Genomic DNA, 14,890 nt, shown 5'->3' with positions numbered 1-14,890 from the left:
GATGGCGTCATCACATCCGACATTGATGGCGCCTGACACACCGCCATCGCGGGCAAGCCCGCTCCCACAGGTTCTACGTCTTAACCGAATCTTTATGAGCAAAATTCCATGACTCCCATGCCCGCACCTTTGCGCTGGCTGTATTCCCTTGAATGGCGCCGGGGTTTCTTCGACTGGGCACGCAGCGACGGCGTGACCTGGGTGTACATTTTCAAGGTGCTGTTCGCGGCGTTCCTGACCCTGTGGCTGGCCATGCGCCTTGAGCTGCCGCAACCGCGCACCGCGATGATCACCGTGTTCATCGTCATGCAACCGCAAAGCGGCCAAGTGTTCGCCAAGAGTTTCTATCGCTTCCTCGGCACGTTGGCCGGGTCGGCGGTGATGGTCGCGTTGATTGCCTTGTTTGCGCAGAACACCGAATTGTTCCTCGGCTCGCTGGCGATCTGGGTCGGTCTCTGCTCGGCCGGCGCGGCGCGTTATCGCAACTTCCGCGCCTACGGATTTGTGCTCGCCGGTTATACGGCGGCGATGGTCGGGCTGCCTGCATTGGCTCATCCCGACGGCGCGTTCATGGCGGCAGTCTGGCGCGTATTGGAAATCTCCTTGGGGATTCTCTGCTCGACGCTGGTGAGCGCCGCGATCCTGCCGCAAACCGCGAGCGCCGCGATGCGCAATGCCCTGTATCAGCGCTTCGGCGTATTTGCCTTGTTCGTCACCGATGGCTTGCGCGGTCGAAGCCGGCGCGAGGCGTTTGAAGCGAACAACGTGCGGTTTATCGCCGAGGCGGTGGGGCTGGAAGGGCTGCGCAGCGTCACGGTGTTCGAAGACCCGCACATGCGTCGGCGCAACGGTCGGCTCAGTCGTTTGAACAGCGAATTCATGGGCATCACCACGCGCTTCAATGCGCTGCATCAGTTGCTCGAACGCCTGCGCAGCAGCGCCACCGATCACGTTGTCGCCGCGATCAAACCGGGGTTGCAGGACCTGGCCGAAGTACTCGACGGTTTCAGCGGTCGCGCCTTGACCAGCCCCGACGCTGCACGTCTGGCCGCCGCGTTGGCGACCTATAAGGAAAACCTGCCGGCGCGCGTCCGCAGCCTGCGGACGACCTTTCAGGAGAGTCATCCGAGCGACGCCGAGCAACTGGATTTTCACACCGCCTACGAGCTGCTTTATCGCTTTGTCGACGACCTGCACAGTTATGCACAGACCCACGCGTCGCTGGCCGATCACAGCCACGAACGGGAACGTTGGGACGAGCCCTTCACCCCGCAAACCAACTGGCTGGCCTCGGCAGCATCGGGCATTCGCGCAGCATTCATCCTCGTGGTGCTCGGCAGTTATTGGGTGGCCACGGCATGGCCGAGCGGGGCGACCATGACCTTGATCGCTGCCGCCACCGTCGGCCTTTCAGCGGCGACACCGAACCCCAAGCGCATGGCGTTTCAGATGGCTTGCGGGACTTTATTTGGGGCGTTGATCGGCTTCGTCGAGATGTTTTTCATCTTCCCCTGGATCGACGGTTTTCCATTGCTGTGCGTGATGCTCGCGCCGGTAATCGTGTTCGGCGCGTTCCTGACTTCACGGCCGCAATACGCCGGGGTTGGCCTGGGGTTGCTGATCTTCTTCAGCACCGGTTCGGTGCCGGACAACCTCACGGTTTACAACCCTTACGCGTTCATCAACGACTACATCGCCATGATCATGGGCATGCTGGTGTGCGCGGCGGCCGGGGCGATCATTTTACCGCCGAACAGCCGCTGGTTATGGCGACGGTTGGAGCAGGATTTGCGCGGGCAAGTGGTGTACGCGATCAGCAGCAAACTCAAGGGCCTGGCGTCGAGTTTCGAAAGTCGCACTCGCGATCTTTTGCATCAGGCTTATGGTCTGGCCGCGGGACAGCCGCAGGTGCAACGGGACTTGCTGCGCTGGATGTTGGTGGTACTGGAAGTCGGTCACGCGATCATCGAGTTGCGCAAGGAGCAGGCGATTTTGCCGGTGCATCCGGCGTACGCAGAATCCCAACCATGGCGCCAGTCCATCCGGGTGATGGGGCGTTCGCTGGTGCGACTGTTTCTGCAACCCAGTCAGAGCAATCTGGAGCGTGCGCTGGTCGCGGTCGATCATGCGATCAGCTGCGTGCAGGCCACCGACGAGCCCTTCGCGCCGCACTTCGATACCTCCGCCTTGCGCCGGGTGAAAAGCTACCTGCACTTCATCCGCACCTCGCTGCTCGACCCGCAATCGCCACTCGCGGACTACATAAATGCCGCCGCCACTGCCAAGCCACAAGGACTTGAACATGCCTCGTGAAATCGCCTTCCACGGCGTGTACATGCCGACCATGACCCTGATGTTTTTCATTGCGGCGGCGCTGGCCTGGGCGCTGGATCGATTGCTGTCCGGGTTCGATTTGTACCGCTTCTTCTGGCACCCGGCGCTGCTGCGCCTGAGTCTGTTTACCTGTCTGTTCGGCGCCCTGGCGCTGACTGTTTATCGTTGAGAACATCTTGATGAAAAAGCTTTTCAGCCTGCTCGCGACCCTGCTGGTGTTGGCCCTTGCCCTGTGGATCGGCCGGACCCTGTGGGTGCATTACATGAACACGCCCTGGACCCGCGACGGCCGAGTGCGCGCCGACATCATCAACGTCGCCGCCGACGTTACCGGTGAAGTGGTGGACGTGCCGGTGCGCGACAACCAGCTAGTGAAGAAGGGCGATTTGCTGATGCGCATCGACCCCGAGCATTACCGCATCGCGGTGAAACAGGCGCAGTCGCTGGTGGCTTCGCGCAAAGCCACGTGGGAGATGCGCAAGGTCAACGCCCATCGCCGCGCTGACCTCGACAGCCTGGTGATCTCCAGGGAAAACCGCGACGACGCCAGCAACATCGCTGACTCGGCCCTGGCCGATTACCAGCACGCCCAGGCGCAACTGGAAGCGGCGGAGCTGAACCTCAAACGCACCGAAGTGCGCGCGGCGGTGGACGGCTATGTGACCAACCTCAACGTCCATCGCGGTGACTACGCACGCATCGGCGAAGCGAAAATGGCCGTGGTCGATATGAACTCGTTCTGGGTGTATGGCTTCTTCGAAGAAACCAAACTGCCGCATGTGCGCGTGGGGGACAAAGCTGACATGCAACTGATGAGCGGCGAAGTGCTCAAGGGCCATGTGGAAAGTATTTCTCGGGGCATCTACGACCGCGACAATCCGGAAAGCCGCGAGCTGATCGCCGATGTGAACCCGACGTTTAACTGGGTGCGTCTGGCCCAGCGGGTGCCGGTGCGGATTCACATTGATGAAGTGCCGGAGGGCGTGCTGTTGGCGGCGGGGATTACTTGCACTGTTGTGGTCAAGCAGTAACAGCAAGACCAAAAGATCGCAGCCTTCGGCAGCTCCTACAGTGAATGTGGTCTCCCTGTAGGAACTGCCGAAGGCTGCGATCTTTTGGGGTTATTCAATTGCAAAACGTCTCATGCAAATGCCGCCAAACCACCTTGCCATCGGCCTGTTTCTCAAACACCACCGAGGATCGCCGATCAGAATGCAGCCCCGTTGCGTCGGTCTGTTGCTCGCGATAACTCACCACTGCACCACCGTCATACAGCGCGATACCTCGCAACTCGCTGAGCTCAATCCTGAACCCAAGCTTCTGCCCGCCCGCCAGCAGAAACAATTCATTCAATGCCTCAAAATCCAGCACCCGGCCCAACGGCGAGATCATGGAAAACTGCTGCGAAAAACGCGTCAGCAGTTGCTCAAGCTCGTACTCGTCCCGCGTCTCGGCCAACCATTGCTCGATGGCTATGTGGGCCTAGATCACTTCGTCAAAGTATTCGGTGTAGTCGGTCATGTTGTTTCCTGAAATTTTGCAGAGACTGTTCTGACGTCATCGCGAGCAAGCTCGCTCCCACAAGGTTTTGCGCGATCCCTGTGGGAGCGAGCTTGCTCGCGATAGGGGCGCCACGGTATCAAAGCTGCCCGCGCAACCCGAACCGCTTCATCAACCCCGACTCCAGCAACCCTTTTGGCAACAACCCCGCCATCAACGGCAACGCCCGGCTGCCGTTACCCAAACGCACCAGACGCGGCGGTTTATTCTGCTGCACGGCCTTCAATAAACCGGCGGCAAATTCACTGGCCGGCGTCGGTTTGTCCTGAGACGCCTTCGCCCGCGCACGAATACCTTCGCGCAACGGCCACCACGGCGATTGCTCGGTGATCAGTTGCTCAGCCTCTTGACCGGCATTCTTGGCGAAACTGGAGGCGATAGCGCCAGGCTGAACTTCCATGACCCGCACGCCGAATGGCGCCAATTCCATGCGCAACGCATCGCTCAAGGCATGCACCGCAGCTTTCGAGGCGCAGTAGGCGCCGGCAAACGGCGTGACCAGAACCCCGGAAACGCTGCCGATGTTCACCACCAGACCCCTGGCGCGACGCAGCATGGGGAACATCGCGCGAGTGACGCCGACGATCGCAAATACGTTGGTTTCGAACTGCCGCTGCATGGCCGCAACACCGCCGTCGAGCAGCGGCCCCATAGCGCCATAACCGGCGTTGTTGATCAGCACATCAAGGCCGCCGCACTGCTGATTTATCCGCTCGCTCAGTTGTTCGAGGGCCGGACCATCATTCACGTCCAGTTGCACGGCGGTGAAACCGGCGGCGGTCAGAGCGGTTACGTCTTCAGCCTTGCGGGCGCTGGCCCAGACTTCGTAGCCGGCGTCTTTGAAGGCGTCGGCGAGGGCGCGGCCAATGCCGCTGGAACAACCGGTAATCAACGCAACGGGCATGGCGCGGTCCTTGTGCAAAAAGAAGAAAGGGATCAGTCGGAGAAACTACCCTGCAAACGCTCTGCGCGAAACTCCAGGGTTTGCGGGCGATAACCGGGGCGCAGAGGCGGCATTGGCAAGCAGTCTTCCCAGTTGCCTCCGGCCTGCAATTCGCCGGGGCCGCGATAACGCGGTGCAGCATATTGATTGTCAGCCAGATTGACCGTATCGCCCGGAGCATAAGCGGCGATTCGCCAGCGCAGTTCGGTCAGCGGCACGTCATTGCCGTTGTTCATCGTCAGCTTCAAGGGCCGATCCGCCGGGCAGTGTTCGGGCGCATAGGTGATACGCAGCTCAAGGCGCGCCAGTTGCTTGACCTCGCGGGCGTCCAGCCAGAATACCCACACCGCCACCAGGCCCAATCCGACAGCGGCGGCCATGGAAACCGGCACGGCCTTGGACGGGTAGCGCAGCAGCAGGATCAGCCAGGTGATGACCAGCAGGACGCCGATGAACATGTGTGAACGCTCCTTGAACTCATGAACACCATCCTACCGAAGGGGCGCGGGAATGGACATTCGTGGAGCAAGATCGATGGCCGTTGGTCGGTACTGTCATTTCTGATAGTAGCCGGGCATGTCCACGAACGGTTAGATGTCGATTGGCAAACAGGACAGACAGGCATGCAGGCCTTGACGATGGGAATGCACCACAAAACACCAAAATTGTCCGTCGTCGACTCGCGTGGCTTGTTGATCCGTTCGGTGGACTATTGGCGCGCCGTCGTAAACCTGCCCAGCGAAGCACGCATCAATCGCACTGCCCATGATGCTGCGGGCCATCCGATAAAACAGTGGGATCCGCGGCTTTGGGCATTGCAGGATGAAGATCCTCTGACACCCGCCAACTCAACGACCGTGCATTCGCTGTCCGGCAATGCGCTTTGTACCGTCAGCGTCGATGCTGGATTGCAGCTGAGCCTGCGCGGTCTGGGTGACGAGATTTTGCAGGCATGGGACAGCCGAGGTACACGACGTGAAGTTGAATACGACGACCTGCTCCGTCCCGTGGCAGTGTTCGAGCAGGGCCTAACCGAGCCGCGAAGGTCTGTTGAACGCATGGCCTATGGCGGTCCCGACCATCGTGAGCAGAATCAATGCGGGCAGTTGATCCGTCATGACGATCCCGCCGGGACGGTGCTGTTCGAGGCATTTTCGATCATCGGCCAATGCGTGAAGCAAGTTCGTCACTTCACCCTGGACCCTGTTACGCCTGACTGGCCGGAGTTGGAAGCCGATCGCCAACGGCTGCTTGAGCCGGGGGAGGGGGCTGTTTCGACGTGGAGTTTCGGCCCGCTGGGCGATGTGCTGGAACAGGTCGACGCCAGGGAAAACCGTCAGGCCTTCAGCCTGACCCTTGACGGTCGCTTGCGTGAGGCGCGCTTGCAACTTCAGGGGCTGACTATCTGGCAGACGCTGGTCAGTGATATTCAGTACAACGCCCAAGGGCAAGTTGCGCACGAAATTGCCGGCAACGCTGTGCAAACCGCTCTGGTTTACCGAGCTGAAGACGGATTATTGATGGAGCGACGGGTGCAGGATGCGAGTGCTCGATTGTTGCAGCATCTGATCTACGAATATGACCGAATGGGCAACGTCCTCAGCATCGAAGACAAGGCGCTGCCCGTGCGTCACTTTGCCAATCAGCGTATCGAGCCGCTCAGTCGTTTTAGCTACGACAGCTTTTACCAGTTGATTGAGGCCTTTGGCTGGGAGGCGGGCAGTGCCAACCAGGGACCAGCATCGATGGGACGGGTCGATCCGGCGGCGGTCAGCAACTACCGGCAGACCTACCGCTATGACGAAGGCGGCAATCTGTTGAAGCTGGCCCACGTTGGCGCACAAGGCCCGGGGCGTGAACTGAAGGCCGCCCGCTACAGCAATCGCTGTCTGCCCTGGCGCAACGGGGTGCCACCCACCGAAGAAGAAATCGCTGCCGCGTTCGATGCCAGGGGCAATCTACTGGCGCTGGATCAGGGCCGGTTTCTGACGTGGGATCTGCGTAATCAACTGCAATCGGTCAGTCCGGTGGAGCGCGTTTCCGGGATCAATGATCAGGAGTTCTATGTCTACGATGGCGGTGGCCAGCGAGTGCGTAAAATCCGCTCCCTCAATACCAATGCCCGCACCGTGGTGGCTGAAGTGCGTTATTTGCCGGGGCTTGAACTTCGTACCGACAGTGGCATGGGGGAAGTACTGCAAGTCATCACCGCTCAGGCGGGCCTCAACAGCGTTCGGGTATGGCACTGGGAGACGGATCCATCGTCCGGCGTGCCCAAAAATCAATACCGTTACAACCTCGTTGATCACCTGAACTCTTGCACCCTGGAACTCGCCGATGATGCGCGAATCATTAGTCAGGAAATCTACTATCCCTTCGGCGAGACCGCGTGGTTTGCCGGAACGGGCGTCGTTGAAGCAAGTTACAAAACCATTCGTTATTCGGGCAAGGAACGGGATGCCACAGGGCTTTATTACTATGGTCTGCGTTATTACGCGCCGTGGTTGCAGCGCTGGCTCAATCCCGATCCCAAGGGGTTCGTCGATGGGCCGAACCTGTATCAGATGGTCGGTAACTCGCCCATGACTTATGTCGATAGCGACGGCGGTGGAAAGACTGAAACTTCGGAGTTGAACGAGGGCCTGGATAAGCAGCAAACCTTGGTCTCATCGGTTGGAGGAGCCGTTTCGGATCTCAAGAATTCAATACTCAATCACGCCTATCCGCTGCATCGGTTCAAAGCTCTGGGCAGACGGGTAGTTACCCAACTTGCCAGCAGTGCTGTCAGTGCAACCGGTAAGGCGGTTGGAGCTGCGGCAGGCGGTGGCTTGGGTGGGTTGATAGCTGGGGGGGCAGGCGTAGCGCTGGGGGCCAAGGTCGGGGCGGTAGTCGGCTCCAAGGCGGCAGATGCTTTGATTTCCAAGGTGGTGGACACCTATCAACTGGAGCGTCCGATCAACTTCAAGGGTAACGAAATGAACCCTAAGGCATTCATCGAGAGCGTTGAACCCAAAAAGAAACTCAGTCTTGCAACGGCCAAACTTGAGCTGGCTGCAGTTGACCCGCGGACAAGTGAAGGGCGAAAGCAATTAGGGGGGAAAATCATCACCGCAGTTGTTGATAAGGTGGTCGAAAAGGTCGGCAGTAAGCTGGGGTCGCAAGCGCCAGGTCTGATCAAGACAAGTCGGGAGTTTTACCACGCATCGCAAGGGCTGAACGCGACATCGCTTAGCGGGGCTTACGATGAAATACCCGCCGTGATCGATATGCTGGAGTTCAGGATGCAGGCAATCAAAATTGAATTCGCTAGTTCCGGTAGCGCTGATCCGGAAACCTTCGAGAAAGTCGCTGAAGTTTCGACGCAGACGCAAGCGGTGGTTCAGACCTTGAACCGACAGCAGGATTTCATTGAACTTGTCGCGCCCAAGCCTTACGCCGGAAGACGACAATCACTTAATGAGACGTCCAAGTCAGCTCACGGCTGACGCAAGAAAAAAAAGCCCCCATCCAACCCACTGCGGATAGGGAACGCAGCGGGCTGGACGGGGGCTTATTGTGTTACCGGTCAATCACTGCGCGATGGTTTTCACCGACACGCCGCGCTCGATCGGGGTGGAGCGACCGTAGATATCTTCAAACCGCTCGATATCGTCTTCACCAAGGTAGCTGCCCGATTGCACTTCGATGATTTCCAGCGAGATCTTGCCCGGGTTGCGCAAGCGGTGGACCGAGGCGATCGGGATGTAGGTCGACTGGTTTTCAGTCAGCAGGAACACGTTTTCATCGCAGGTCACTTCGGCAGTGCCGCTGACGACGATCCAGTGTTCGGCGCGGTGGTGGTGCATTTGCAGCGACAGGCACGCGCCCGGTTTGACCGAGATGCGCTTGACCTGGAAGCGGCCGCCCATGTCCACCGAGTCGTAGGAGCCCCACGGACGATAGACTTCGCAGTGGGTCTGGGTTTCGCTGCGGCCCTGTTCGTTGAGGGTGTTGACCATCTGTTTCACGCCTTGGACCTTGTCCTTGTGGGCGATCATCATGGCGTCCTTGGTTTCGACGACTACGATGTTTTCCAGACCGATCACCGACACCAGTTTGCCGTTGCCGTGGATCATGCAGTTTTTGCTGTCCTGGATGACCACGTCGCCTTTGGTGACGTTACCGTTAGCGTCTTTTGCATTGACTTCCCACAGCGACGACCAGCAACCGACATCGCTCCAGCCAGCGGTCAGTGGCACCACACAGGCACGCTGGGTTTTTTCCATCACCGAATAGTCGATGGAATTGTCCGGGCAGCAGGCGAAGGTGGCAGGGTCGATATCGACAGTGTCGGCGTCTTGCTGGCTGCGTTCCAGGGTCAGCAGGCAGGTGTCATAGATGTCCGGATCGTGCTTTTTCAGTTCTTCGAGGAAACGGCTGGCGCGGAACAGGAACATGCCGCTGTTCCAGAAGTAACCACCGGACTGGACGAATTCGGTGGCGCGTTTCACGTCAGGTTTTTCGACGAAGTGCGAGACACGGCTGACGCCTTCCGGCAGCAGCGCATCGTTGGTGGATTTGATGTAGCCGTAACCGGTTTCCGGTTTGGTCGCCGGCACGCCGAACAGCACCATCTCGCCACGTTCGGCAGCCACAGTGGCCAGGGCCAGGGCGCGTTGCAGGGCTTTCTGATCTTCCAGCACGTGGTCGGCTGGCAGCACCAGCATCAACTCGTCGCGACCTTCATTGACCAGCATCATCGCGGTCAGGGCCACGGCCGGCGCGGTGTTGCGACCGAACGGTTCCATGAGGATGCGCTGGGTGTCCAGGTTGCGGGCACTCAGCTGCTCGTTGACGATGAAGCGGTGATCCTTGTTGCAGACCACGATCGGGGTATCCATGCCTTCAAACACCAGGCGTTCCAGGGTTTGCTGGAACAGCGTGTGTTCACCGGTCAGGGCGAGGAATTGCTTGGGGAATTGCTTACGCGAAAGCGGCCAAAGACGTGAGCCGCTACCACCTGACAAGATCACCGGAATCATGTTGTTACTCCTTTAAAATCGAATGGGTCAGAGCTACTGCGTTCTGTCGTTTCACTCTTGTTCTTGTTCCGTAATCAGGTCGGTTCACTGATTCTGTAGCAGCTGCCGAGCCTGCGAGGCTGCGTTCGGCGGCGTAGCCGTCGTGAATCCGGGCAATGCGGTCATTCAGAAAGACCGAGTTGCCTGGATTACGACTGCTTCGCAGCCGGACGCAGGCTTCGCCAGCTGCTACAGGGGGATCACCGTCCTGGTAAATTGATTAGCGCGTCGAAACCGGGCGTTTTACCCACACTGGCGACAGGCTGCTGCCGCTGCCGGTGACGTACAGCACCGCGGCTTCACCACGTTCCAGGGCAACCGGTTTCACGTCGCCGACTTTGGTGGCGCCGTCGTACAGTGCCAGGCTGACTTTCACCGGGTTGATTTCACGCTCGCCACGGCCCTTGGCCGCTACGGACGGGACCACTTCGGTCTTGCCGTCGGCGGTTTTCAGGGTCAGGGCCTTGTCGCTGAGGTTCTGTACGCGAACCAGGGATTTCTGCTTGTTCTTGAACGGCGGCTCTTCGATCAGTTGTGGTGCGCCGCTGGCGTTGTTGACCAGGGTGTAATAGTGGTCGCCGGCCAGTTTCACCGGCAGGGTCTGGCTACCGACCTTGGCGCTGTAATCGCCGCCCGGCATGAAGCTGAAGTCGGTGCTGGACAGCGGCGCGACTTCGCTCAGGTTGGTGGTGCCAACAGTGGCGCTGACTTCAGCGTTACCGGCGTTGAAGACCCGCACGAAACTGGAGCCTTTCGGTGCGGTCGGGCCGTAGAGCGCGCCATCACCGGCGAAGGCTTGCATCGACAGCACGCTCATGCCGGCGACGAGGGCAACTGCCTTGATGGAGCGAGCAGCGAGACGGCGAGGAGTAGTAGTGAAAGTCATGGTGTACCTCTCTTTCAGTTTTGCGCCCGGTCGGGCGTCTCGGATTTAGTGTTTGCAGCTACGTTTTGTTGGCGCGCGCCGGCTTGTTTAAGCTCTGCGACCCACTGCGGGTCGGCGTCACCGATTTCGTTGTTCACAGGCAGATATCGTTCAGGAAACTCCCAGATCAGCACCTGGGGTGGGCTGTTCTTGAAGGCATCGCTTTTCAGGTAGCTGAGCATCGGCAGAATCGGGCCGTGGCCGTCTTCGGCGTAACTGACCACGTCGCTGTGCAGCGCTTCTTTCAGCGCACCGATGAAGTTCCAGTTCGGGTTGGCGCTGTAGCTGGTACCAATCAGAGCCACCGGCACTTCAGTGTTGGCGAACAGAGCGTCGTCACCGGCAGGCTGTTCTTGCGCAGCCACGGTGTTGCGCTTCTGCAAAGGCTCTTGCGCCGGCATCAGGTTTTCGAACAGCGGGTCCAGCGGCAGGAACAACCGCAGGTCACCCTTGTGCGTCACCTTTTCCGCAGGTTCGGTGACGAAGTTTTGCGGTTCGCCGCTGAGCGGAGCCTTGTCGGCAATGGTCTTGGCCAAGGTCTGGGCAGCGATTTGCGCGCCTTCCGGGGTCCAGTGGGTGTCGGTGCGCAGGAACACCTGCTGACCGTCCTGCTTGCCCTTTTGCAGCGGGCCGAGCAGGTCAGGGGCGAGGATCTTGTTGGCCGCCACACGAGCGTGGAAATCCTTGTACAGATTGGCGTGGATACTCGCCGGCTTCTCTTCACCCAGGTGTTCCGGGTACAGACGCGTCTTGGCCGGGACAATCGCCATCACCAGTTGCACGCCTTGCTTTTTCAAGGTCTGGCGCACGCCTTCGACCAGCGCGTAGTTGCCCTGCAGGTTCAACTCTTCGTTGACGATCGGGTGGAACTCTTCATCACTGTAGAGCCACTGATCGCGACCGAGCACTACGCCCGGACGACCTTCGTTGAACAGTTTGAAATCCAGCGCGGCCCAAAGGTTGGTGCCCAGGCGCTTGATCGGGAACTCCTCGTCGTAGTGCGTCTCGACGGCTTTGCTCCAGCGACCGTTGAGCACGGTTGCATCGGCATTGGTACTGAAGCCGAAAAAGCTGCGTACCGACCACACGCCCAGGACCAGCAAGGTCACCAGGAACAGGGCGATGTAGAAGATGCGTAATGAGCGGGTCATAGTCAGATCCCTCAGAACTGGAAGTAAAGGAACGGCGAGAAGCTTTGCGCCGAGAGTTTGAGAATCGAGGCGATGAACAGCAGCAGTACCAGAGCGCGCATCACGTAACGGGACCAGTCAGCGGTCCAGTAGGCCGGTTGCACAGTCGCTTCAACGCCGACGGTGTAGCCCGGTTCGTGGATGCTGCCCGGGTTGTCGCCCGGTACGGCTTTGATCATTCCAGGCGTAGCCGCGGCAGGACCATCGGTCTCGGTGGTCGCGGCAGGCTTGGTCTTGACCGGCGGCTGGTTGGTGTAGAAATCACGCAGACCGAAGAACGCCAGGGTTGCGTAAGCCACCACCAGGGTTGCCACTTGCAGACCGGTGAGGTTGGCCTGGTTGAGTTCCGACAGCGACCATTCGCCGAAGCTGAACATCGCGCCGTACATGCGACCGGCGACGTCGAGGTTTTCGGCGCGGAAGATCACCCAACCCATCACCACCAGCAGGAAGGTCAGGGCCCAACGGACCGGGTTGAAGCTGCGCGGCGAAGTGTTCAGGCCGATGGCTTTTTCGATCGCCAGCCACATGCCGTGCCAGGCACCCCAGATGATGTAGGTGATGTTCGCGCCGTGCCACAGACCACCGAGCAGCATGGTCAGGAACAGGTTGCGATAGGTCATCAGCGTGCCTTTACGGTTGCCGCCGAGGGTGATGTACAGATAGTCACGCAACCAGGTCGACAGGCTGATGTGCCAGCGACGCCAGAACTCGGTGATCGACTGGCTGATGTACGGCTGTTTGAAGTTTTCCATGAAGCGGAAACCCATCATCAAGCCCAGGCCAATCGCCATGTCGCTATAGCCGGAGAAGTCGAAGTACAGCTGCGCGGTGTAGGCCAGGGCGCCGAGCCAGGCATCGCCCGTGGTCGGGTCCTGCAAGGCGAAGCAATGGTCGGCCACCACCGCCAGGGTGTCGGCGATGAAGACCTTCTTGATGAAGCCCTGCATGAACCGCGTGGCACCTTCGGAAAACTTGTCGAGGGTGTGGGTGCGGTTGTTGAACTGGTCGGCCAGGTCACGGAAACGCAACACGGGGCCCGCGATCAAGTGCGGGAAGATCGCCACGAATGCGGCAAAGTCGATCAGGTTGCGGGTTGCCGGGGTATCACCGCGGTAGACGTCGATGATGTAGCTGATGGACTCGAAGATGTAGAACGAGATCCCGATCGGCAACAGCACGTGAGTCAGGATGAACGGCGACAGACCGACCGAGGTCATCATCGCATTGATGCTGTCCACGCCGAAGTTGGCGTACTTGAAGTAGCCGAGGATGCACAGATCCACCCCGACGCCCAAGAGTAGCCAGCGCTGGGCCGGTTTGGTCCGAACGCCTGCCGCACCGACTTTCAGGCCGATCCAGTAGTTCCACAGCGTGACGGCTGCGAACAGCGCAAGGAAGTCCACACGCCACCAGGCGTAGAACACGTAGCTGGCAATCAGCAGCAGCAAGTTGCGATAGCGTATTCCGCTCAGGTAGTACATGCCGAGAAAGATCGGCAAGAACAGAAACAGGAACACGTTGGATGAAAATACCATCCCGATCTCTCCATGTTTAACCAACAGTCAAGGGCCAACGGCCCCCCCAAACCCCCCATCAAAATCCTGGGGGATGTATTGCATTCAATGCCGCCGCGATTCCTGTAGGAGCGAGGCTTGCCCGCGAAGAACGATGACGCGGTTCATCAGTTGCACCGCGTCGTGGCATTCGCGGGCAAGCCTCGCTCCTACAGGGTCAGGAGCCTTTGTTGCCTTTTTCATTGGCCGGGTCGTAGACCTTGGTCAAATCCCCGCCGAGGCGGAAGGTCTTGAACGGCTGCATTTTGTGTTTCTGCGCCAGCACATCCGGCGTGCAGGTGTAGAGCGAGCAGAACGGTTCGAGCCAGGCGAATTTCGAGTCGACCTTGAGGTCGGTCATGTCCTGCTCTTTACCGTTCTTCTCCTCGAATTCATCCGGGTCTTCCACGCCTGCAAGCACGCGATCACCCAGGCGTTTCAAGGCGCCGTTGTTTTCCTGGCGCAAATCCACACCGTTGACCTGAGCGAAACTGGCGATCATCGCCAGTGGCGGCAGGGCATAGTTGTGATAGGCGAGGGCGCGTTGCTGGCGCTTGAGTTCGTTGGGCAGGAAGCCTTGGGCGTCGACCTGATTGACGCCGACCTTGTATTCCTTGACGGCCCAATCGAACAGATCGCGGCGGTTGGTGGCGACCGACGTGGCCATCACCGACCAGGCGGCCCAGTACGAGTGGTTGTTGGTTTGCTCGAGCGGCAGGTTGTCCCAATCGCTGACTACCTGATCAGCCATTTTGCTGAACCAGGCTTCAATCACTTGCGCCTCTTGCTGGTGGTTGGCCAGCGGATGCGAGTCAGAGAACTTCAAGCGGACATAGGACGAAGCCATGCTGCCCAATGCCCATTTGCGCATGGACTTGCCGGTGTGGTTGAAGTCCTTGGACATCAACGCGTCGGCCTTGGCCCAGGCAGTCAACCAGCTGAGGGTGCATTCCAGTTGTTCCGGACGACCGTCACGCATGAACTTCATCACCTGCTTGCTGGTGCTGCGTTCGATCTTGGTGATGTCGGCGGTGGTGTCGCGGAACGCTTTTTCCGATGCCTCGTTCAGGGTCGAACGGGCCTTGTCGGAGCCTTCGTATTTGCTGCGAAATTGCAGGGCGCCGGTGTAGGGCGTCGGCATCGCGTCGCAGCCTTCACTCTTGCCGCCGGTTTTGACTTTTTCAATTGGCGCGAAGTAACCCTGGGGCGGGCGAAGTGGCGCGGCGGCCTGGGTGGCGCCGGCGAACATCGCCAGCGTCAGCAGGGACGGCGCGAGTAACTTTTTCAGCGTTCGGGTTTGCATGCAGTTCATAAGAGGTAGC

Annotated in this window: 12 protein-coding genes; 4 read left to right on the top strand and 8 right to left on the bottom strand. The window is 59.4% G+C overall.

All coding sequences use genetic code 11. From position 1 onward, the window contains the following. The first annotated feature begins 108 nt into the window (after positions 1-108). From NHU87_RS24130 to NHU87_RS24120, 3 genes are read left to right on the top strand one after another with little or no spacing between them, the layout of a single operon-like run. Positions 109-2,313: an FUSC family protein gene (locus NHU87_RS24130; RefSeq protein ID WP_253553026.1), complete on the top strand. Its 2,205-nt coding sequence runs from the start codon at positions 109-111 to the stop codon at positions 2,311-2,313. Continuing rightward, complete coding sequence (locus NHU87_RS24125; RefSeq protein WP_253553025.1) at positions 2,303-2,503, top strand: DUF1656 domain-containing protein; 201 nt, start codon at positions 2,303-2,305, stop codon at positions 2,501-2,503. Before NHU87_RS24130 ends, NHU87_RS24125 begins: the two co-directional genes overlap by 11 nt. Positions 2,504-2,513: 10 nt before the next feature. Next, positions 2,514-3,365 carry an efflux RND transporter periplasmic adaptor subunit gene (locus NHU87_RS24120; RefSeq protein ID WP_301271554.1) on the top strand — a complete coding sequence of 284 codons (852 nt, stop codon included), beginning with the start codon at positions 2,514-2,516 and terminating at the stop codon, positions 3,363-3,365. 94 nt (positions 3,366-3,459) lie between these two features. Here the strand turns inward: NHU87_RS24120 and NHU87_RS24115 are convergent, their stop codons facing one another. From NHU87_RS24115 to NHU87_RS24105, 3 genes are all read right to left on the bottom strand, one after another. Then, positions 3,460-3,810 carry a DUF4440 domain-containing protein gene (locus NHU87_RS24115; RefSeq protein WP_253553058.1) on the bottom strand — a complete coding sequence of 117 codons (351 nt, stop codon included), beginning with the start codon at positions 3,808-3,810 and terminating at the stop codon, positions 3,460-3,462. 163 nt (positions 3,811-3,973) lie between these two features. Then, a complete protein-coding gene (locus NHU87_RS24110) occupies positions 3,974-4,798 on the bottom strand; it encodes an SDR family oxidoreductase (RefSeq protein ID WP_253553024.1) in 825 nt (274 codons plus the stop codon). Between the two features lie 32 nt (positions 4,799-4,830). Then, positions 4,831-5,295: a multidrug transporter gene (locus tag NHU87_RS24105; protein ID WP_253553023.1), complete on the bottom strand. Its 465-nt coding sequence runs from the start codon at positions 5,293-5,295 to the stop codon at positions 4,831-4,833. 180 nt (positions 5,296-5,475) lie between these two features. On the opposite strand from NHU87_RS24105, the gene NHU87_RS24100 reads away from it, so the two are divergent. Then, complete coding sequence (locus tag NHU87_RS24100) at positions 5,476-8,322, top strand: RHS repeat domain-containing protein (RefSeq protein WP_253553057.1); 2,847 nt, start codon at positions 5,476-5,478, stop codon at positions 8,320-8,322. Between the two features lie 84 nt (positions 8,323-8,406). Here the strand turns inward: NHU87_RS24100 and NHU87_RS24095 are convergent, their stop codons facing one another. The 5 genes from NHU87_RS24095 to NHU87_RS24075 form a co-directional block, all read right to left on the bottom strand. Continuing rightward, on the bottom strand, positions 8,407-9,858 hold the full coding sequence (locus NHU87_RS24095; protein WP_253553021.1) for a mannose-1-phosphate guanylyltransferase/mannose-6-phosphate isomerase: 1,452 nt from the start codon (positions 9,856-9,858) through the stop codon (positions 8,407-8,409). 259 nt (positions 9,859-10,117) lie between these two features. Beyond that, on the bottom strand, positions 10,118-10,783 hold the full coding sequence (locus NHU87_RS24090) for an alginate O-acetyltransferase AlgF (RefSeq protein ID WP_237884800.1): 666 nt from the start codon (positions 10,781-10,783) through the stop codon (positions 10,118-10,120). Between the two features lie 14 nt (positions 10,784-10,797). Next, on the bottom strand, positions 10,798-11,973 hold the full coding sequence (locus NHU87_RS24085) for an alginate O-acetyltransferase (protein WP_253553018.1): 1,176 nt from the start codon (positions 11,971-11,973) through the stop codon (positions 10,798-10,800). Between the two features lie 11 nt (positions 11,974-11,984). Further along, a complete protein-coding gene (locus NHU87_RS24080) occupies positions 11,985-13,550 on the bottom strand; it encodes an MBOAT family O-acyltransferase (RefSeq protein WP_253553016.1) in 1,566 nt (521 codons plus the stop codon). A gap of 196 nt (positions 13,551-13,746) precedes the next feature. Beyond that, the gene (locus NHU87_RS24075; protein WP_253553014.1) at positions 13,747-14,880 is read right to left on the bottom strand and encodes a mannuronate-specific alginate lyase; all 1,134 of its coding nucleotides are present in this window, start codon (positions 14,878-14,880) and stop codon (positions 13,747-13,749) included. Positions 14,881-14,890: the final 10 nt, after the last annotated feature.

Origin of the sequence: Pseudomonas mandelii, assembly GCF_024138395.1 — a bacterium.
Lineage (GTDB): Bacteria > Pseudomonadota > Gammaproteobacteria > Pseudomonadales > Pseudomonadaceae > Aquipseudomonas > Aquipseudomonas mandelii_E.
This window is presented reverse-complemented; position numbering and strand designations above follow the sequence as displayed.

What these genes read in the sequence shown, in the direction of transcription:
- NHU87_RS24130 (WP_253553026.1), top strand. Translation starts at nt 109, where the DNA reads ATGACTCCCATGCCCGCACCTTTGCGCTGGCTGTATTCCCTTGAATGG.
- NHU87_RS24125 (WP_253553025.1), top strand. Translation starts at nt 2,303, where the DNA reads ATGCCTCGTGAAATCGCCTTCCACGGCGTGTACATGCCGACCATGACC.
- NHU87_RS24120 (WP_301271554.1), top strand. Translation starts at nt 2,514, where the DNA reads ATGAAAAAGCTTTTCAGCCTGCTCGCGACCCTGCTGGTGTTGGCCCTT.
- NHU87_RS24110 (WP_253553024.1), bottom strand. Translation starts at nt 4,798, where the DNA reads ATGCCCGTTGCGTTGATTACCGGTTGTTCCAGCGGCATTGGCCGCGCC.
- NHU87_RS24105 (WP_253553023.1), bottom strand. Translation starts at nt 5,295, where the DNA reads ATGTTCATCGGCGTCCTGCTGGTCATCACCTGGCTGATCCTGCTGCTG.
- NHU87_RS24100 (WP_253553057.1), top strand. Translation starts at nt 5,476, where the DNA reads ATGGGAATGCACCACAAAACACCAAAATTGTCCGTCGTCGACTCGCGT.
- NHU87_RS24095 (WP_253553021.1), bottom strand. Translation starts at nt 9,858, where the DNA reads ATGATTCCGGTGATCTTGTCAGGTGGTAGCGGCTCACGTCTTTGGCCG.
- NHU87_RS24090 (WP_237884800.1), bottom strand. Translation starts at nt 10,783, where the DNA reads ATGACTTTCACTACTACTCCTCGCCGTCTCGCTGCTCGCTCCATCAAG.
- NHU87_RS24085 (WP_253553018.1), bottom strand. Translation starts at nt 11,973, where the DNA reads ATGACCCGCTCATTACGCATCTTCTACATCGCCCTGTTCCTGGTGACC.
- NHU87_RS24080 (WP_253553016.1), bottom strand. Translation starts at nt 13,550, where the DNA reads ATGGTATTTTCATCCAACGTGTTCCTGTTTCTGTTCTTGCCGATCTTT.
- NHU87_RS24075 (WP_253553014.1), bottom strand. Translation starts at nt 14,880, where the DNA reads ATGAACTGCATGCAAACCCGAACGCTGAAAAAGTTACTCGCGCCGTCC.